The organism is Streptomyces sp. NPDC020192, from assembly GCF_044388685.1.
Lineage (GTDB): Bacteria > Actinomycetota > Actinomycetes > Streptomycetales > Streptomycetaceae > Streptomyces.
This window is the reverse complement of the sequence record NZ_JBIRXG010000018.1, coordinates 32,137-51,087: the sequence shown is the minus strand read 5'-3', so window position 1 is coordinate 51,087 and position 18,951 is coordinate 32,137. Positions and strand designations below refer to the sequence as shown.

Annotated in this window: 14 protein-coding genes; 6 read left to right on the top strand and 8 right to left on the bottom strand. The window is 72.4% G+C overall.

What is annotated here, in order from left to right:
• The first annotated feature begins 56 nt into the window (after positions 1-56).
• Both ACH47Z_RS30445 and ACH47Z_RS30440 read left to right on the top strand, forming a co-directional pair.
• The gene (locus ACH47Z_RS30445) at positions 57-440 is read left to right on the top strand and encodes a BlaI/MecI/CopY family transcriptional regulator (protein WP_399079326.1); all 384 of its coding nucleotides are present in this window, start codon (positions 57-59) and stop codon (positions 438-440) included.
• Positions 437-1,330 (top strand): M48 family metalloprotease, encoded by an 894-nt coding sequence (locus ACH47Z_RS30440; RefSeq protein ID WP_399079324.1) that lies wholly within the window; start codon positions 437-439, stop codon positions 1,328-1,330. Before ACH47Z_RS30445 ends, ACH47Z_RS30440 begins: the two co-directional genes overlap by 4 nt.
• 338 nt (positions 1,331-1,668) lie before the next feature.
• On the opposite strand, the gene ACH47Z_RS30435 is transcribed toward ACH47Z_RS30440, so the two are convergent.
• On the bottom strand, positions 1,669-4,032 hold the full coding sequence (locus ACH47Z_RS30435) for a glycoside hydrolase family 65 protein (protein ID WP_399079322.1): 2,364 nt from the start codon (positions 4,030-4,032) through the stop codon (positions 1,669-1,671).
• Complete coding sequence (locus tag ACH47Z_RS30430) at positions 4,029-4,769, bottom strand: beta-phosphoglucomutase family hydrolase (RefSeq protein WP_399079320.1); 741 nt, start codon at positions 4,767-4,769, stop codon at positions 4,029-4,031. The genes ACH47Z_RS30435 and ACH47Z_RS30430 overlap by 4 nt, the downstream gene beginning before the upstream one ends.
• A gap of 130 nt (positions 4,770-4,899) precedes the next feature.
• Between ACH47Z_RS30430 and ACH47Z_RS30425 the strand changes: the two genes are divergently transcribed.
• Positions 4,900-5,562, top strand: coding sequence for a nucleoside/nucleotide kinase family protein (locus ACH47Z_RS30425; RefSeq protein WP_399079318.1), 663 nt, complete (start codon positions 4,900-4,902; stop codon positions 5,560-5,562).
• 3 nt (positions 5,563-5,565) lie between these two features.
• Here ACH47Z_RS30425 and ACH47Z_RS30420 read toward each other — a convergent pair whose 3' ends face one another.
• The 6 genes from ACH47Z_RS30420 to ACH47Z_RS30395 form a co-directional block, all read right to left on the bottom strand.
• Positions 5,566-7,395, bottom strand: a complete 1,830-nt coding sequence (locus ACH47Z_RS30420) for a hypothetical protein (protein ID WP_399079316.1) — start codon at positions 7,393-7,395, stop codon at positions 5,566-5,568.
• Positions 7,396-7,446: 51 nt separating this feature from the next.
• A complete protein-coding gene (locus ACH47Z_RS30415) occupies positions 7,447-9,165 on the bottom strand; it encodes a hypothetical protein (protein WP_399079314.1) in 1,719 nt (572 codons plus the stop codon).
• Between the two features lie 2 nt (positions 9,166-9,167).
• On the bottom strand, positions 9,168-10,070 hold the full coding sequence (locus ACH47Z_RS30410) for a carbohydrate ABC transporter permease (RefSeq protein WP_399079312.1): 903 nt from the start codon (positions 10,068-10,070) through the stop codon (positions 9,168-9,170).
• Positions 10,067-10,978: a carbohydrate ABC transporter permease gene (locus ACH47Z_RS30405; RefSeq protein WP_399079310.1), complete on the bottom strand. Its 912-nt coding sequence runs from the start codon at positions 10,976-10,978 to the stop codon at positions 10,067-10,069. Before ACH47Z_RS30405 ends, ACH47Z_RS30410 begins: the two co-directional genes overlap by 4 nt.
• A 117-nt stretch (positions 10,979-11,095) precedes the next feature.
• Complete coding sequence (locus ACH47Z_RS30400; RefSeq protein ID WP_399079308.1) at positions 11,096-12,424, bottom strand: extracellular solute-binding protein; 1,329 nt, start codon at positions 12,422-12,424, stop codon at positions 11,096-11,098.
• A 285-nt stretch (positions 12,425-12,709) separates the two neighbouring features.
• The gene (locus ACH47Z_RS30395) at positions 12,710-13,855 is read right to left on the bottom strand and encodes an ROK family transcriptional regulator (protein WP_399079306.1); all 1,146 of its coding nucleotides are present in this window, start codon (positions 13,853-13,855) and stop codon (positions 12,710-12,712) included.
• A 224-nt stretch (positions 13,856-14,079) separates the two neighbouring features.
• On the opposite strand from ACH47Z_RS30395, the gene ACH47Z_RS30390 reads away from it, so the two are divergent.
• The 3 genes from ACH47Z_RS30390 to ACH47Z_RS30380 all read left to right on the top strand — a co-directional run bounded on the left by ACH47Z_RS30390 (position 14,080) and on the right by ACH47Z_RS30380 (position 18,880).
• Positions 14,080-14,979, top strand: a complete 900-nt coding sequence (locus ACH47Z_RS30390; RefSeq protein ID WP_399079304.1) for an N-acetylglucosamine kinase — start codon at positions 14,080-14,082, stop codon at positions 14,977-14,979.
• A 215-nt stretch (positions 14,980-15,194) separates the two neighbouring features.
• Complete coding sequence (locus ACH47Z_RS30385; protein WP_399079302.1) at positions 15,195-17,102, top strand: phosphatase PAP2 family protein; 1,908 nt, start codon at positions 15,195-15,197, stop codon at positions 17,100-17,102.
• 92 nt (positions 17,103-17,194) lie between these two features.
• Positions 17,195-18,880 (top strand): phospholipid carrier-dependent glycosyltransferase, encoded by a 1,686-nt coding sequence (locus ACH47Z_RS30380; RefSeq protein WP_399079300.1) that lies wholly within the window; start codon positions 17,195-17,197, stop codon positions 18,878-18,880.
• The last annotated feature ends 71 nt before the right edge of the window (positions 18,881-18,951 follow it).

The window sequence follows — 18,951 nt, the reverse complement described above, 5'->3', positions numbered from 1 at the left end:
CTTGCCGGGCGGACGGGGCCATCCGGCCCATCCACTACGCGCTGTAAGGTTGGGGCATGGCTGGCACAGAGTCCCGCGGGAGGGCGGAGCGGAGAAGCGCCGGGGAGCTGGAGAGCGAGGTGCTGGCCGCTCTGTGGGCCACTGAGCGGGCGCTGACGCCGGCGGAGATCCAGGCCGAGGTCGACGGGGCGCTTGCCTACAACACGGTGCACACGATCCTCAAGCGCCTGTACGACAAGGGGCTGGTGCTGCGCGACGCGGACGGCCGGCGCGGCGCGTACCGGCCGGCGAAGAACGCGGCGGAGCTGACCGCCGAGGCGATGCACGAGGCCCTGGACCGGGGCCCGGATCCGATCGCCGCGCTCCAGCAGTTCGTCACCGGGCTGAGCGCCGAGGAGGAGCGGGCGCTGCGCGAACTGCTCGCCAGAGGCCGCACATGAGGTTCGACGTGTACGGCCCCCTGGTGTTGTCGCTGCTGCCGGCAGCGGTCGGCCCGGTGATCGCCCGCCGGGTCGCCCCGGCGCTCGCCGCGCGTGTGCTGGCGTCGGCCGCCGTGGTGACGGCCCTGGCCACCACGTGGTCGCTGGTGCTGCTGGCCGCCGCGCTGCTCGGGGACGCGCCGCCGGTGATCCGCGAGGCCCGCGAGGACGGGCATCCGGTGATGGATCCGGTGCCGGGGGCGATCGGGCTCGGCGCGTGTCTGGCGCTGGCCGTGGTCGCCGTACGGGTGTACCGGGCCGTGCGGGCCGAACGGTCCACGCGGCGGGCGCTGCGCCGACTGTGCGCGGGGCAGCCGGCCGACACCGAGCTGATCGTCGCCGCCTCCGAGGTGCCGCAGGCGTTCGCGATCCCGGGCCGGCCGGGCCGCATCCTGGTCACCTCGGCGATGCTGAGCGCGCTGGCACCGGCCGAGCGGCGGGTGCTGCTCGCGCACGAGCGCGCCCATCTCGTCCACCGGCACGGGGCACTGGTCACCGCGGTGACGCTGGCCGCGGCGGCCAATCCGCTGCTGGGGCCGGTGCGTACGGCCGTCGCCTTCCTCGTGGAGCGCTGGGCGGACGAGCAGGCGGCGACCACGGTCGGGGACCGGCGCGTCACGGCCCTCGCCCTGGCCCGGGCCGCCCTCACGGCGGGCCGCACTCGCGCCGCCTGCGCCCTGGGCTTCACCGACCGCGCCGTCACCCGCCGCATCGCGGCCCTCCAGACAAGCCCCCCGCCCCACCTGTGGCCCGCCGCGGCCGCCGTCCTCGCCCTGGCCGCCCTCCCCGCCCTCCTCGCGGCCGACGCGACGGGCGACCTGCTGGGACTGCTGTCCGGCGCGCTGGGCTGAGCCCGGGCGATCGGCTGGGCCCGGAGAAAGGCGGCAACTCCGCACCCGCGGCCCCGGTCCCTCACCACACCCGGACCACCCGCTCGGGGCGACAACGCACCGGCCGACCTGCTGAGAGTGCTGCCCAGCGCGCTGAACTGAGCCCCGGCGACGGGCCGACGGCCCGAAGGAAGGCGGCAACACCACAGCCGCCAGAGCAGTCGGCGGCCCGAGCGCGTCCGCACGCGCGGACCGCCGGAAGGCGACGGGGTCGAGCGGGCCGGTCGCCGTCCCCAGCCCACTGCCGCGGCCGCGTACGCCCGGCAACCCCTCACGCCGAGGGCCCCGCTTGCCGCGCCTCACCCCCCGTCAGGCGCCCGGCGGAACGGCTGTTCGGGGGTCGGGCGGCGGACCGGTGGGGGTACGGCGCGGACGGCCGGGTCGTCGGGGGTCAGGGTCAGGGGCTCGCCGTGGTGACGCAGGGTCAGGGGTGGGCCGTCGAGGAGGGCGTACGTCGCCTTGTCCGCGCCGATGTCCACGCGCAGCCTGCGGCCGCGGAACTGGACGTGGAAGGCGAGCCGGCTCAGCCGCTCGGGCAGCCGGGGTGCGAAGCGCAGGCTCTCGCCGTCGCGGCGCAGGCCGCCGAAGCCCGCCACCAGCGCCATCCAGGTGCCGGCCAGCGAGGCGATGTGCAGCCCGTCGCGGGTGTTGTGCTCCAGGTCCTGAAGGTCCATCAGGGCTGCCTCGGTGGTGTACGCGTAGGCGAGGTCCAGATGGCCGGTCTGCGCGGCGATGACGGCCTGGCAGCAGGCGGAGAGTGAGGAGTCGCGGACGGTCAGGGGCTCGTAGTAGGCGAAGTTCCGGGCGATCTGCTCCTCGCCCGCCTCGTCGCCCTCGCGCGCGAAGAAGTCGCCGCAGGTGTACATGGCGAGCACCAGGTCGGCCTGTTTGACGACCTGCTTGCGGTAGAGGTCGAAGTAGGGGAAGTGCAGCAGCAGCGGGTACTGGTCGGCGCGGGTGCCGGCGAAGTCCCAGCGCTGGTAGCGGGTGAACCCGGCGTGCTGTTCGTGGACGCCGAGTTCGTCGTTGTAGGGGACGTACATCGCCTCGGCGGCGTCCCGCCAGGCCGCGCTCTCCTCCGCGTCGACGCCGAGCCGGGCCGCCCGGTCCGGGTGGCGTTCGACGACGTCGGCCGCCGCGCGCAGGTTCTGCCGGGCCATCAGGTTGGTGTACGTGTTGTCGTCGGCGACCGCGCTGTACTCGTCGGGCCCGGTGACGCCGTCTATGTGGAAGACACCGTGCGCGTCGTGGTGGCCCAGCGAGCGCCACAGCCGGGCCGTCTCCACCAGCAGCTCCGCGCCCACCTCGCGCTCGAACTCCGCGTCGCCCGTGGCCTCGACGTACCGGACGACGGCGTCGGCGACGTCGGCGTTCACATGGAACGCCGCGGTACCGGCCGGCCAGTACGCCGAGCCCTCCGGTCCGGCGATGGTCCGCCAGGGGAACGCGGCGCCGCCGAGCCCGAGTTGGGCCGCGCGCTCACGTGCCTCGTCCAGCGTGTTGTACCGCCAGCGCAGCGCCTCGGCGACGGCGGCGGGCGCGGTGTGGGTGAGCACGGGCAGCACGAACATCTCGGTGTCCCAGAAGGCGTGCCCGTCGTACCCGGAACCGGTCAGCCCCTTCGCCGGAATGGCCCGCTGCTCGGCGCGGGTGCCGGCCTGCAGGACGTGGAAGAGGGCGAAGCGGACGGCCTGCTGGATCTCCTCGTCGCCCTCCACCTCGACGTCCGCGCGGGCCCAGAAGTCGTCCAGGCAGGCCCGCTGGTCGGCCAGCAGCCCCTCCCAGCCGTCGTGCGCGGCGGCGGCGAGGGCGGCGTCGACCTGGTCGGCCATCGCGGGCAGCGAGCGGGTGCCGGACCAGCCGTGCGCGACCAGCTTCTCCACCCGCAGCGTCTGCCCGGGCTCCAGGACGGAGGTGACGGTCAGCCGGGCCACGTCGCTGCCGCTCTCGCTGCGTACGGTGGTCCGCTCGGGGCCGCTGACGACGTGGTCGGCGGCCACGGCGACCCTCAGGCCGCTGCGCCGGGTGCGGTGCACCAGCCGCAGCCGGCTGCCGGCGGCGAGGTGGTCCTCCTGCTCCAGCGGCGACTGGAGCGCCATGGCCGCGCGCGGGTCGCCGCTCGACTCCGGCAGGGTCTCGTTGGCGACCAGCTCGGACTGTATGACCACCCGGCTGCGGCTGGAGACGGCCTGAACCTCGTACGCGACCGCGGCGACCGCGCGCTGGGTCAGCGACACCAGCCGGGTCGAGCGCATCCGGACCGTGGAACCGGCCGGCGAGGTCCACTCGCAGATCCGCTCCAGCACCCCGCGCCGCAGGTCCAGCACCCGCTCGTGGGCGACGAGCCGGCCGTAGCGCAGGTCGAACGGCTCGTCGTCCACCAGCAGCCGGAGGATCTTGCCGTTGGTGACGTTGATGACCGTCTGACCGGACTCCGGGTAGCCGTACCCGGCCTCGGCGTACGGCAGCGGGTGCACCTCGTGCACGCCGTTGAGGTAGCTGCCGGGCAGGCCGTGCGGTTCGCCCTCGTCGAGGTTGCCGCGCCAGCCGACATGGCCGTTGGACAGCGCGAACACCGACTCGCTCTGGGCGAGGACGTCGAGGTCGAGGGCGGTCTCGCGGACGCTCCACGGCTCCACGGCGTACGACCGGTTGGTGATCACTGATTGCCTCCCAGCTCGGCGAGGTCCTTGACGACGACGGTCGCGCCGTGCGCGTACAGCGCGTCGGCCTGGCCGACCCGGTCGACGCCGACGACGTATCCGAAGCCGCCCGCGCGGCCCGCGTCCATGCCGGCCAGCGCGTCCTCGAAGACGGCCGCGCGGGACGGCTCGACGCCGAGGTCGTGGGCGGCGGCGAGGAAGGTGTCGGGGTGCGGCTTGCCCGGCAGGTGCCGTTCGGCGGCTACGACTCCGTCGATCCGTACGTCGAAGAAGTGCTCGGCGCCGACCGCGCGCAGCACGTCGCGGCAGTTGGCGCTGGAGGAGACGATCGCCGTGCGCAGCCCCTCGGCGCGCACCGCCTCCAGATAGCGCAGGGTGCCCTCGTAGGCCTCCACGCCACCGGTGCGGATCTTGTCGAGCAGCAGGACGTTCTTGCGGTTGCCGACACCGTGCACGGTGCGGGCGTCCGGCGGGTCCTCCGGGGTGCCCTCGGGCAGGTGGATGTCACGGGAGTCGAGGAAGGCGCGGACGCCGTCGGCGCGGGGGCGTCCGTCGACGTACTCGTCGTAGTCGGCGACCGCGTCGAACGGCCGCCCCTGCTCGCCGTCGTAGTCGCTCAGGAACGCGTCGAAGGTCTCCTTCCAGGCGGCCGCGTGCACGAGGGCCGTCTTGGTCACGACCCCGTCGAGGTCGAACAGACAGGCCTGGATTGCGTCGGGCAGACCGAGCTGAGTCATACCAGCACTCTTCCCCACGAGGGGCGCTCCGGGAGGTGGCGCACGCCACATCGGAGCGCACTTCTCGGCAAAGCTTGCGGAACGACCGCTGCCGGACCCGCCGGACGACATCGGTGTCACACTGTCCGGTGTGCCGCTGACCTTCGACGACCTCCTCGCCCGTGTCCGTGCCCTCGCTGGGGATGGCCGACGTGCCGTGCTCGGTATCACGGGCAGCCCGGGTGCGGGCAAGACGACGCTCGCCGAGCATCTCGTGCGCGCCCTGAACGCGGACGGCCCGCCCTGGGCCGCGCACGTCCCGATGGACGGTTTTCACCTGGCCGACGCCGAACTCGACCGCCTGGGCCGCCGGAACCGCAAGGGCGCCCCCGACACCTTCGACGCGGCAGGCTACGCGGCCCTGCTGCGCCGGCTGCGCGAGGACACCGATGAGGTGGTGTACGCACCCGGCTTCGATCGGATCCTGGAGCAGCCGCTGGCGGGCGCGATCCCGGTGGAACCGGCCGCCCGGCTGGTGGTGACCGAGGGCAACTACCTGCTGCTGACGGAGGGGGCGTGGGCAGGGGTGCGGCCGTTCCTGGACGAGGTGTGGTTCTGCGAACTCACCGAGGAGGAACGGATCCGCCGACTGGTCGCCCGGCACGAGGAGTTCGGCAAGGACCACGAGGAGGCCGTTGCCTGGGTCCTGGGCACGGACCAGCGCAACGCCGATCTGGTGGCGACGACACGGGACCGGGCGGACCTGGTCGTGCCGCCCGCCGCGCTCCCGGCCGCCGTGCTCCCCGAGCGCTGAGGCTCAGCGACTCAGGGTGAGCGAGGGCTCCCCCCGGTCGTCGCCGGCCACGGGTCCGACGACCGCCGTGAACGCCTCCGTGCGTACGGTGAGCCCCTCCGCGCCCGCCTCGAATGCGGGCGCCAAGGCTCCTCCGGCCCCGTACCGTACGGCGAACACGTGCAGCCCCTCCGGGGTGCCCGGGGCCGGGTCGGCCTCCAGGGCGGTGGAGGAGACCAGGTGGCGCCAGCCCTCGTCCGGGTTGCCGTACCCGCGCGGGTCGGCGGCGAGCGCGAACGCGGCCTGCTCCTGGGTGAGTTCGGCGCGGGCGTCGAAGTGGTCGTCTCCCGAAGCCGTCGGGTGCGTGAGGCGCAGGCCGCCCGCCGCCGTGACCTCCCCCTCGGCAATGCGGCGCACCCGGTCGCCGTCGTCGGCGGCGTACGGCATCCCGGACAGCAGGTACGGTGCCCCGTCGAGCCGCTCCACGGCGACCGTCACCCACAGGCCGGCGCCGTCGGTGACGTACAGCGAGCGGACATGGCGCAGGACGTGGTCGCGGCCGACGACCGGCTTGGTGACCAGCTTGGCAGCGAGCCCGTCGGCGCGGACGTCGCGGACGCGTACCTCGCCCATCGGGCGGCACAGCAGGAAGCCGTCGGTGACCGGGCCGAAGCCGTGCTGGCGGCGCACGGCGGCGGGCAGGTAGTAGGTGCCGGCGGCCTCGATCAGGGAAGGCGTCATCCGGCTGTCGAAGGCCACGGAGACGGAGCCGGAGCGCAGTTGGTGGCGGACGGGGTGGGGGGACGGGGTGCGGTGCCAGCGGGTGGGGTCCTGGATCTGCCAGACCAGCATGAAGGCGAAGTGCCCGTCGATCCGGCCGTCGCGCTGCACCGCGTGCCGGCCCCAGCGGGTGTCGCCCCGGTAGCGGCCGAGGTCGGCGCCGATGCGCGCGCCGAAGTACCTGAGGCCCAGGACGGATTCGAAGCCGGAGTGCTGTTCGCTGTAGCGGGGGCCGCCACAGTCGTAGCCACCGCTCGTCAGGCGGGCGTCGAGGTAGCCGGCGAGGGTGTCGCCGTCCTCGGCGAACACGCCCTCTCCACTGACCCGGTGGGCCTGGGCGAGGAAGGACAGGGAGATCGGGCCGTAGTTGTTGTCGTAGGCGCCCCCGTGCTCGGGCGGCAACAGCGCGCCCCGGTCACGGACCCGGTGGGCGCGGATCTCCTCCTCGTAGAGGCGCAGTGCCCGCGCCCGCACCAACTTCCCTTGCTCCTCCGGGAGATGGCGGGCGAGCATCAGGCCGCCGACCACGCAGCCGATGGCCTGGTTGCCGGCCTCCTGCGGGTTGAAGAAGGTCGCCTCGGTCAGCCAGCGCCAGTAGCCCTGTGCCACCTCCAGCAGTTCGGCACGTTGACCCTCGTCGACCAGTCCCTCCGCCAGATCCAGCACGTTGACGGCCTGCAGCAGCGCCCACACCGTGCTCGGCCAGTCGCCGATGGGGTGCGCGCCGGCCTCCAGCACGTAACGGGCATAGGACAGACCGGAGTTGCTCACCTTCAGGTTCGGGTAGCCGGGGTTGTCCTCGACGTAGACCCGCTCGCGCAGGTGGAAAGCGAGGCTGCGGCGCACCGCCTCCGGCAGGCGCGGGTCCTTGGAGCGCTGCCAGGCGAGGACCAGCAGGGAGGTGATGCCGAGCGAGGTGTCGCCGATGTCGTCGTCGGCATCCGGGTGCTCGAGGTTGCCTTCCGGCGTGATCCGTGCGAGGGCCTGCTCGACGACGTCCGCGAGGACCGCGTCGTACGCCTCGGGGGTGTCGGGCAGGTCGTGGAGCGGGCCGCGCTGGCGGAGGAGGTGCACGTGGTCTCAGCCCTTCATGCCGGAGATCGCCATGGCGTGGGTCGTCGGGGGTCACACGACAGGTGCGGACCGGCGCGCGCGCAGTGCGACGGTCAGTGTGTGCGGGCCGTGTCCGCCGATGTAGACGCGGTTCCCGGTCGTCGCATCGGTGCCGCCCACCACGGTGTAGTCCTGCCCCGGGTCGTACCGCAGTACGTCGCTCCGGTCCGGACCGGCCAGCGGTTCGCCCGCCTCGACGTCGGCCTCGACCCGGATCTCGTCGTCGCCGACCCGGTAGGTCATCGGCCCGGCCGCCAGGCACCAGCGTCCGTCGCCGATCGGGACGGCGCCCTCTGGGACGCCGCCCGGCCGGAAGGTCAGTTCGAGGGCCCAGGGCACCCGCGGTCCGCTGATGTCGATCCGCAGGTCGGCACCGTCGTCCCTGAGGTCCACTTCGACGCGGGTCGTGTGGGAGACCTCGTCCCGAGGCCGGTCGGGGAAGGCCATCGGGGCCGAGAAGCGTCCCTCGTCCACCAGCCGGTAGGCCCCGTCGTCCCGCCGCTGGTCGGGCGGGAGCGGCTGGTAGTAGGCGGCCGTGAGGGTTTCGGTGAGCCGGTAGTGGCTGTCGGCGAGGCGTTGCATACCGGCGGCGCGGAACGGGCCCAGGTCGAAGAACCCGCGCGAGAGCCGGACCGCGTCGAGGACGGCGTCGCCGGCGAACAGGCGCAGGAAGGTGGGATTGCAGGCGAGGCCCGAGCGGATGCGCCGGTGCTCGGGCACGTCGGAGCCGCCGTACACCACCGTGTGCACGCCGGCCGAGGCGCGTGCGGCGAGGCGTGCGGTGGTGAGGTAGCGGTCGCGCGGAAGTGTCTCCGCGGCCGGGGTCGGCAGGGCGCGGCACAGGTCCGGCGTGAGGAGGGTCTGGGCGAGCAGGTCGGGGTCGTCGATGCCGGCGGCGGCCGCCAGCCGCGCCACCCGGCTGAAGTCACCCCGACCGGTGCGGATCGCGAGCAGCCGGTAGTGCGGCAGGTAGGGCGCCAGCGGGAACGGGTGGTTCTGGTCCTGCCGTCGCGAGTGGACGGTCTCCACCGTGGCGTCCGGCCTGATGAGGTCCAGCGTCGCGGTGAGGTTGCGTTCGACCGCGTCCCGCAGGTCGGCGCGGTCGAGCACGTCGGCCAGCAGCAGGAACGAGGGGTTGGACACGTGGGACGCGTAGATGGCGCTGCGTTCCGAGTACAGGCCCTCCGCGTCGATGTCGACGCCCTCGGCGAGCCATTCCTCGACGCGGTCGAGCAGCCGGTCGTCCGGGAACGACCGGTGCAGCCGGGCCAGCGCCGCGCACAGCTCCCAGCGGTGGTTCGGGGTGTGCACCCCACCGGTCAGGAGACTGCCGGTGGCGGCGCCGGCGATCTCGGCGAGCGCGGCCGTGACGTCGCGCAGTTCCAGCCCCGCGCCGGCGGCGAGCACGTGCGCGTCGCACACGTCGTTGACGGTGAACGCGGAGTCCGGCGGTGACTGCACGTTGTCGCCGCCGGCGAAAAGACCGGTGGTGGTCTGCGCGGCCCGCAGGGCGCGGAGGTGGGTCATCGCGGCGGCGACGGTCTGCTTGCTGCCGTGCAGCGCCGAGTCCGGGGAACGGTATGCCGCGACCAGGGTCTTCACCCGGTGCGCCAGACCACGGTGCGGCACACCGGTGGGTTCCTCGTCGGGCTTGGCCGCCAGCGGGGCGGCCAGCCGGTCGGCGGCGCCGGCCACCGCGCGGACGAACTCGTGGTCGAGCGTGGTGGGCACGGTCAGTCCTTCAGTCCGGCATTGATGTCGGCGCCCATGACGTAGCGCTGGAAGACCAGGAAGATGACGATCAGCGGGATCATGGAGATGACCGATGCGCCGAGCAGGACCGACCAGTTGATGTTCTGCGCGCCCACGATGCTCTGGATACCGATCTGCACGGTGAACTTGTTGGGGTCGTTGAGCATCAGCAGCGGCCAGATGTAGTCGTTCCACCGCCACTGGAAGGACAGGATGGCGAGGGTCAGCATGATGGGCCGGGAGAGCGGCACCATGATCCGCAGGAAGATCGACAGTTCGCGGGCGCCGTCGATGCGTGCGGCTTCCACGAGTTCGTCAGGAACCGTCAGGAAGAACTGGCGGAACATGAAGCATCCGGTCGCGGTGAGCACGGCCGGGAGGATGATGCCGGTGAACGAGTTGTAGAGGCCCAGGTTGCGCACCACCAGGAACTCCGGGGCGAGCATGACCTCGCCCGGCAGCATGGTGGTGGCCAGGATGCAGATGAAGAACGCCTTGAGCCACTTGTTGTCGTACTTGGCCAGCGCGTACCCGGTGCAGCAGCTGGCTGCCACCGTGAGGACCGTCGTGATCACGCACACGAGGGTCGTGTTGATGAAGTACTGGGAGAAGTTGGCACTGCGCCACGCCGTCAGGTAACCCGACAGGGTGGGGTGGTGCGGAACCAGCGTCAGCGGATAGGAGAACAGGTCCCCGGCCGGTTTGAGGGAGCTGAGGATGAACCACAGCACCGGCAACCCGTAGAGGCACGCCAGGATCCACAGCAGTGTCGTCGCGGACACCGCCCGCCGGACCCCACCGCTGCCCGCGTTGCGGGTCCGCTTCTTGGAGACGGCCTGTCCTGGATCGGCGTCGACCGGGCGTGACATGTCTGTGGTTGTCATCGGTTCTCCACCCGCCGGTTGACGATCAGCTGGATGATCGCGACGGCCATCAGGATGAGCATGAGCACGAATGACGCGGCGCTCGCGTAGCCGATCTGGCCCCGTTGGAAGCCGGTCTGATAGATGTACTGGACAAGCAGGTTGTTCGACGTTCCGGGTCCGCCGTTGTTGAGGGAGACGAACAGCGGGTATTCCTTCATCGCGTTGATCGTGTTGAGCAGGATGACGATGAACGAGGTGGGCGCGATGCTCGGCAGCGTGATGCTGATGAACTGGCGCCACGGACCGGCGCCGTCCAGCGAGGCCGCCTCGTAGTACGACACCGGTACGTTCTTGATCGCCGCGATGAACAGCAGCATCGAGAAGCCCGTCCAGGCCCAGGATGCCGCTATCACCACCACGAGCAGCGACAGGTCCGCGTTCGACTGCCACGGAATGGCGTGCCCGCCGAGCTTCTCGATGACGTAGTTGACCAGTCCGAAGTTCTCGCCGAACAGCCACCGCCACAGGACACCCACGACGATGGGCGACAGCAGCCACGGGATGAAGAAGATGACGCGGGCGACCGACGTGCCCTTGGCATGCTTGCTCACCAGCACGTTGGCGATGAGCAGCGAGAGCGCGAAGTTCAGCGGAACGAAGAGGACGGTGTACAGCAGCGTCCGGGTCAGCGCGTCGTAGAAGGAGGAGTCCCCGAACAGGTTACTGTAGTTGTCCAGTCCGACGAACTGGAACGCCCCCACGCCCGTGTAGTTCGTGAAGGAGTAGACGAGCCCGATCACCGCCGGCCAGACGAAGAACAGCGCGAAGAGCACGACATTGGCCGCGATGAGGACGAGCGGCGCGATGGTGTACCTGCTGCGTCTCCTGGGCGGGCTCACGGACACGTCCGAGGCGCGTTTTGTCATCTTCCTGACTCCGTGCTGGTGGAAGGGATTCCTGCGGGCTCACGCCATGAGCCCGGCATCACGTGGGCGCCCGAGGCCGGGCGGCGGTGACTCGACCCCGCCGCCCGGCCCGGTGGCCTACGATCCGCCGCCGACCTGCTGGTTGTAGCCGGCCACGATGTTCTCCAGGGCCTTGTCGGCCGACTGCTGGCCGTTGACCGCCTTGCCGAGCTCCGTCTTGGTCGGGTCGGTGGTGAGGCTCTTGCCCTTCAGCACCCAGTTCGTCTGCGCGGTGTTGAAGTACCCGGAGATCGGGGCGTAGAGCGGGATCTCCTCGTTGTACAGCTTGAACGCCGCCTGCGCCGCCTCGGAGGTGAAGGGGTACTTGGGGTTCAGACCGCTCTCGACCGGGAGGAACCCGGAGGACTCGACCAGCTCGGTGTACTGCTTCGGCTCGTACACCCAGGAGAGGAACTTCTGCGCGGCGGTGGCCGCGGCGCCGTTGTTGTTGAACCCGACCATCATGCCGCCGCTGTTGACGTCGCTGGCCTGGACCGGTTCGGCGGGAGTCGGGACGCTCGCCCAGTCGAACTTCTTGATGCTCTCCGCGAAGGCGGGAACCTGCCACACACCGGACCAGTAGGCGACCACGTCACCGCTCTGGAACATGGCCGACGGGTCGGCGCCACTGGTCCACACCGACTTCGGCATGGTCTTGTCGTCGTTCAGTCCGACGAAGAAGTTCACGGCCTTCCTGGTCGCGGCGTCCACCGAGAACGTGCCGGAGGAGTCCGCGTGGACGTACTGCCCGCCGAGCTCGTACACCATGGCGCGGAGCCGGGACGGCGACTGGTCGAACGTCAGGGAGTACTTGGCGCCGGTCTTGTCCCGGACCGTGTTCGCCGCCTTGATGAAGTCGGTCCAGGTCCAGGTCTTCTGGGGCGAGGTCGGGAAGGAGACGCCGGCCTTCTTGAACAGCGTCTCGTTGATGTACAGGCCGGACGCGGTGACGTCCGAGGGGATGGAAAGCACCTTCCCGGACGAGTCCTTGGCGAGGAAGTTGCCGTTGATGTTGTTGCTCTTGTTGTTGGCGATGGAGCTGAGGTCGATCAGCTTGTTCGACCAGATCGGGTCCAGCGCGGGCACGTCCGCCACGTCGGGCAGAGCGTTCGCCTGCGCGGCGTTGTGCAGCTTCGTCGGGTAGCCGTCGTAGGGGATGTTGACGAGCTTGACGTCGACGCCGGCTTCCTTCTTGTACTGCGCGACCAGCTTCTTCCAGCCCGCGTCCTGCCCCGGGACCGTGGAGATCCAGAACGTCAGCGACTTGGAGTTCCCGCCCGAGCCGGATCCCGACCCGCAGGCGGAGAGCAGAAGGGCACCTGCCGCGGCAGCGGCAGCGAGAGGAACCACGCGGCGTATGCCGCCACGGCCGAGTCGGCGGGAGCGCCGCACACCCACACTGGTCATTTTCGATCCCTTTTCGTCGTACTGGACGGAGCACGGCGCCAGCCGAGGCGGCACGGGTGCATTTTGCAGGAAATTTCGCTTTCCGGGGGCACGGCCTCGCCCGGCCGCATCGCCTGCTGGCGGGTGGGCTCCCCCAGCCCCGGTGGGGCCGGTTCCGCACGGGCACGCCCTCGTGCGGTCGCCGTACACCGCTCATGTCGTGTACGGCCGGGAGGCCACCAAGCCGGTGTCCCGACCGGCTTAGAAAGCGCTTGTCCGGACATTGGCAGAACGAGCCGGAAGCCGTCAATGCCTCCATCGCGCGGGCTCGGTCACGGTTCGGACACCTCGGGCCACCGCGAGCCGGGCCGCGCCCACGACGGTACCGAGATCCCCGACCGTACTGCTGACCACCTCGGTGGGCCAGCTCAGCCGCCCCAGCTCGGCCCGCACCCCGGGCAGGAGCTGCGGGTACGCGCCGGTGCTGCCGCCGAGCACGATCAGCCCCGGGTCCAGTACGGCGGCCACGGCGGCGGCCAGCCGGCCCACGTCGGCGGCGTGCCGGGCGACGACGGCCCGGGCCGGGCTCCGCCCCTCGCCGGCCAGCGCGAACAGGTCCTCGGTGGTCTCGGGACACGGCCCGTCCGCGTCCCGCCAGGCCTCGGCGGCGCGGCGCAGCAGGGAGCGCGCGCCCATGGACTGCTCCAGGGCCTCCAGACGCGGCTCACGGCCCTCGTCCCAGGGATAGGGCAGCCGGGCCAGCTCACCGGCGGCGCCGTTCGCCCCGCGCAGCACCTGCCCGCCGACGACGATGCCGAGGCCGACGCCCACGCCGACCCGCAGATAGCCGAAGGTGCCCCGGCCCCGGGCGGCGCCCTCGTGCAGCTCGGCGAGGGCGGCGCAGTTGACGTTGTTCTCCAGGTGGACCGGGACGCCCGGGGGCAGCGCGACGGCCACGGCGTCGAAGACCGGGCCCGCCTTGGCGGTCGCCGGACGCGCCCCGGCGCCCTCCGTGGCCGGTGCGGTGACGTCGCCGATCGCGACGACGATGGCCCGCAGCGGGGCCGCGGCGGGCAGCGCGTCGAGGGCCTCGCCGACGGCGTCCGCGGCCTCGGCCCGGGGGCCGGTGGCCTCGGCGAGCAGCGTGCCGTCCAGGGCGCAGCCCCGTACCCGGGTGAGGTCCGGGCCGAGATCGACGGCCAGGACCGCGCCGGCGGCCGGCCCGAGCCGGTAGACGGCGGCGGTACGGCCCGTACCGCTGGACGCCGTACCGGAATGGGCGGCGAGCCCGGCGCTCTCCAGCTCCGCGACGGCGGCGGACACCGTCGGTTTGGACAGCCCGGCCAGGTTCGCCAGTTGCGGCCGGGTCGCGCTGCCCGCCTGGGCGAGCACGGCGAAGACCGCGCTCGCGCTCTCGGTCAGCCGGGGCGTCGCCACCACGTCGTGTTCCACGGTTCTCCCACAGGTCGCGAGGACTCTTGACGCACTCTCTTGACGCACTGTACTTCGTTAGTTAATTTCCTAACGAACTCAACGGTACTCGCCTGCCGTACTCCGCCAGAAGCCCGTCCCGGGGCTTCCCGACCGCTTCGACTCCGCTTCCTCCAGGCACGGTTCGCCCGCCGTCGCAGCACAGCGCGCGTGAAAAGAGCTGCGCGCACGACGAAAGAGGTCCCGTGCAGGACTCCACGCCCGTCCTGGTCGGCATCGACGTGGGCGGCACCAAGACACACCTGCGTGCCCTGGCCGGGGACACCCCGGTCGCCGACCACGTCCGTACGAGCGGCGGCTGGCGGCCGTACGACCCGGTGGCCGCCGCCGGCTGGCTGGCCCGGCTGATCGCCGAGGCCCTGCCGGCCGGCCTGCGCCCGTCGGCGGTCGCGGTGGGCGGCCACGCCTGCGAGACCCCACGCCAGTGCGACCAGATACGCACCGCCCTGCATCTCCACTTCGACGTGCCCGCGCTGGTCGTGGGCGACGCCGAACTCCTCGTCCCCGCCGCCGCCTTGGACAAGGGCGCCGGCCTGGTCGCCGGCACCGGCTCGGTGGCCGTGGGCCGGCGCGCCGACGGCACTCCCGTGCAGGTCGGCGGCTGGGGCGCGGTCCTCGGTGACGAGGGCGGCGCGGCCGGGCTGGTCCGCGAGGCGGTGCGCGCCTGCTGGGCCGCCCACGATCGCGGCGAGGCACCCGACGCGCTGGCGGTGGCGCTCCTCGAGGCGTTCGGCGTGCCCGAAGTGCCCGCGCTGGGCGCGGCGTTGGAGAACGTCCCCGATCCGTCCGCCGCGTGGGGCCGGGCCGCCCCGGCCGTCTTCGCCGCCGCCGAGGCGGGCTCGGCGCTCGCCCAGGAGGTCATAGCCGCCGGGGGCCGCTCGCTGGCCGCACTCGTCGCGCTGTTGGCCCGGCGCGGCGCGGCGACGGACGAGGTGGTGGTCGCGGGCAGCACCATCCTCGCCCAGCCTCCGCTGTACGACGCCTTCGCCGCCGCGCTCGCCGAGGATCTGCCGTCGGCCCGGCCACGGCCGCTGCGGGTAGCGCCGGTCGAGGGAGCGGTGGCGCTCGCGCGCTCCCTTCTGTAAGTCGGCTCCGGTGACCCGCCTGTTGGTTTCTGTGCGCCGAACGCCCCGCGTTCACCTGCCGAACAGCCGGAGATCACCCGGGTCTCCCCGGCGGGTCACACCCCAGCCATAGATATGCAGCCGTTCGACTTCTTCTCCCTACTTCTCCACGGGATCACACAACTCGGCACACTGCGCCGGGCTTTCCCCGTGGCCCATCCCTGAGAGGCACAGGCATGCCGCAACCCGCCGGGCACCCCTCCTCCGCGCTGAACCGGCGCGGTTTCCTCACGACCACGCTGGCCGCGTCGGCGGGCGTGCTCGCCGCCCCGGCCGTCGCCGTCTGGCTGCCGGCGGCCGACGCCAAGGCCGCGAGCGCGCCGGCCGCGTTCGTGGACGACTACAAGACCAACGTCGCCGCCAACCTGACGCCCGAGACCAACGCGGTGGTCCGGATCCTCGGCGGCTTCGCCCAGGTGTGGAAGACCGGCTCCGCCTGGAACACGGGGGCCCCGCTGCGCCCCGAGATCCTCCGCGCGGACCTGTGCTACTGCGCCCGGACCACGGCCGAGCGCACCGACGCCCAGGCCGGGGAAGCCTTCATCTACGACCGCCAGCACCAGAGTTACGCGATGATCGCGGGCCTCGGCCCGCTGAGCGACCTGTACAAGGCGGGCGCCAAGGCGGTCACCTCGATCACCAGCGCCCCCGACGGCACCCCGGCGACCACCGTCAGCGACGCCGTGCCCGCGAACGCCCCGGCCGGCTCGGCGCTCGGCGCGGGCGCCCACGACTCCGCCCTCGGCAAGGTCGCCGAACTGGTCGACACCCTGCGCGGCCCGTACGCCTCCGGCAACCCCTCCAAGTACGCCTACCTGTACCCGCGTCCGTGGCGGCTGAACGAGGACAGCGAGGTCGTCGACACCGGAAGGACCGACGCGTTCGGGTACCCGGTGTACGACTCCCCCGTGGTCGTCGCCCCGCAGCTGCTGCGCCAGCGCGGCACCTCCCCGACCGACGACGGCGGCTTCCCGAGCGGCCACACCAACGCCTTCCACCTCGCCGCGCTGGCCTACGCGTACGCCGTACCGGAGCGTTTCCAGGAGCTGGTGACCCGCGCGCTCGAGCTGGGCCACACCCGGATCGTGGCGGGCATGCACCACCCCGTCGACGTCATCGGCGGCCGGACCATGGCCACCGCCCTCGCCGCGGCCACCCTCGCCGACCCGGCCAACGCCCAGCTGAAGGCCGCCGCCCGCGCCCAGGCCCTCGCCTACTTCACCGCGCAGACCGGCACCACGGCCGACACCCTGTACGCCTACGCGCACACCGGCACCGACCCGTACGCCGACCGGGACGCCAACGCGCGAGCGGTCCGGCCCCGGCTGACGTACGTCCTCACCCGCCAGGGCCGCGATGTGCCGCTGACCGTGCCGAAGGGCGCGGAGGTGCTGCTGGAGACCCGGCTGCCGTATCTGAGCGCGGACCAGCGCCGTGAGGTGCTGCGCACCACCGCGCTGCCCTCCGGCTACGTCCTGCTCGACGGCTTCGAGCAGTGGGGGCGGCTGAACCTGTTCGCCGCGGCGGATGGTTACGGTGCCTTCGACGCGGACGTCACGGTCACGCTGGACGCGGCGGCGGGCGGCTTCTCGGCGGCCGACGCCTGGCGCAACGACATCGACGGGCGTGGCGGTCTGACCAAGCGCGGCACCGGCACGCTCACGCTGACCGGCCGCAACCGCTACACGGGCGGGACCGTGCTGGCCCAGGGCACGCTGGCCGCAGGCGGAAAGGACGCGCTCGGCCACGGGGACGTGCGGGTCACGGACGGCACGCTGCGGATCGAGGGACGGCTGCGGGTGCGCGGCGCCTACGCCCAGGACGCCGGCACGCTGGATGTCACCCTGCGCGCGGGCCGCAAGGCGCCGCTGACGGCCCGCCACCTGGCGGTGCTGGGCGGTTCGGCGGTGCTGTCACTGCGGCTCGACACCGAGCGGCCGCCGGCGGCGGGCAGCACGCTGGCGGTCCTCGACGCTCCCCGGCTGCGTGGCCGGTTCGCCCGGATCGAGGTGAACTCCGACCGGCTGCGGGCCGTACCCGTGTACACGGCAGAAGGTCTGTCGGTACGACTCGTGCAGCGGTGACGCCCCCGGCGGCGGGAGCGGTGCGACAGTAGGGCCATGATCCGGGCCACGCACTCTCCCGCCGCCGTACGGCCGGTGCCACCGCGGGGCGGATGATGGCGCGCGAACAGCACCTGGTCCTCAGCCGAACGGCTCCCGCCGAGCAGTCCGCCCTCGGCGGCTCCGTGATGCGCCGGCGCCGGCTGGTCCCGCTTCTGGTGATGTTGCTGCTGGCCCAGATGGCGGCGGCGATGGTGACGACGGCCGTGCGGCAGACGCCGACCATCGACGAGCCGGTGTACGTCGCCACGGCCACCGACTATCTGCACGAGCACCGGATCCGCTACAACCCCGAGCACCCGCCGCTCGGCAAGTTGCTGATCGCGGCCGGGGTGGCGGTGGCCGACCCGCACTACGACCCGTCGTACCCCGGCACACAAGGGGACGTGGGCCGGCATCTGCTGTACGAGTCCGGCAACGACCCCTGGCGCCTGATGCTGTGGGCCCGGCTGCCGGTCATCGCGCTGACCCTGCTGTTCGGCCTAGTCGCCTTCGCCTTCGCCCGCGAGGTCACGGGCACGGTCGGCGGCCTGGTGGCCCTCGCCCTGTACTCCTTCTCCCCCGACCTGATCGCCCACGGTTCCCTGGCCACACTGGACATGCCGGCGGCCGGCTTCGTCCTGACCTCCGCCTGGCTGACCTGGCGGGCCCGCCGACGCCCCACGCTGTATCTGCCGCTCGCCGGGGCGGCGCTGGGGGCGGCCGTGGCCACCAAGATGAGCGTACTGCCGGCGGTACCGGTGCTGATGGGACTGGCGGCGGTGTCGGTGACCGTCGCGTCCGTGGGGAGCGACCGGCGCCGCAGGGTGCTGACCGCGCTCGCCGGGGTGGCTGTGATGGCGCTGATGGCCGTCGCCGTCGTGTGGGCCTCGTATCTGGTGGTCGATCCGCGGCTGCGGTTCTCCCCCGCCGCACCGGTCCCGGCCCTGCACGGGCTGCGCGGGCGGCTGGTCGATCTGCTGCCGCTGCCGCCCGCGTACCGGGCCGGGATGCGCGTGCAGTTCGCGTTCGAGGACCAACCGTGGCAGGGCTATCTGTTCGGGCACCTCTACACCGGCTCGCGCTGGTACTACCTGCCCGCCGCCCTTCTGGTGAAGACGCCGCTCGGCCTGCTGGTGCTCGGCGCCGCCGGTGCCGTGGCGGTCGTCGCGGTACGGCGGTTGCGGCCCGCGGCGCCGTATCTGCTGTTGCCGCCCGGGGTACTGCTGGCGGCGGCGATGACGGGGGCGCGGGACTTCGGGACGAGGTACGCGCTGTTCGTGCCGGTGTTCCTCGCGGTGGCGGCGGCCTGTGTACCGGCCTGTGTGCCGCGCACCGGTCGGCGGTGGGCGGCCGGTGCGACGGCCGCGCTGGTGCTCTGGACTGCGGTGAGTTCGCTGCGGACGTTCCCATACTACCTGCCGTACGCCAACGAGGCGTTTGGCGGGCCGGCGAACACCCACCGGCTGCTGCACGATTCCAACGTGGACTGGGGTCAGGACCTGGGCCGGCTCGCCGACCGGCTCCGGCAGGAGGGCCCGGGTGCGCGGGTGTGGCTGGTGTACAAGGGCAGCGGTGTGCCGTCGTACTACGGCATCCGCGCCGCCGATCCGCGCGCCGTCCCGGCCGACCGGGTGCACGGGCTGCTGGTGGTGTCGGACTCGGCGGTCGCCAAGGCGCGCGGGAAGCTGGCCGAACTGATCGCTTCCAGTCGTCCGATCGGCGACGTGGGCCATTCGATCAGCCTCTATCACCGGTGAGCACGTACGCTCAACCTGCTGGTCACAACGGCCGGTGAGCTATGTTGAGTGGTCGTGGCAGACAAAGGAAG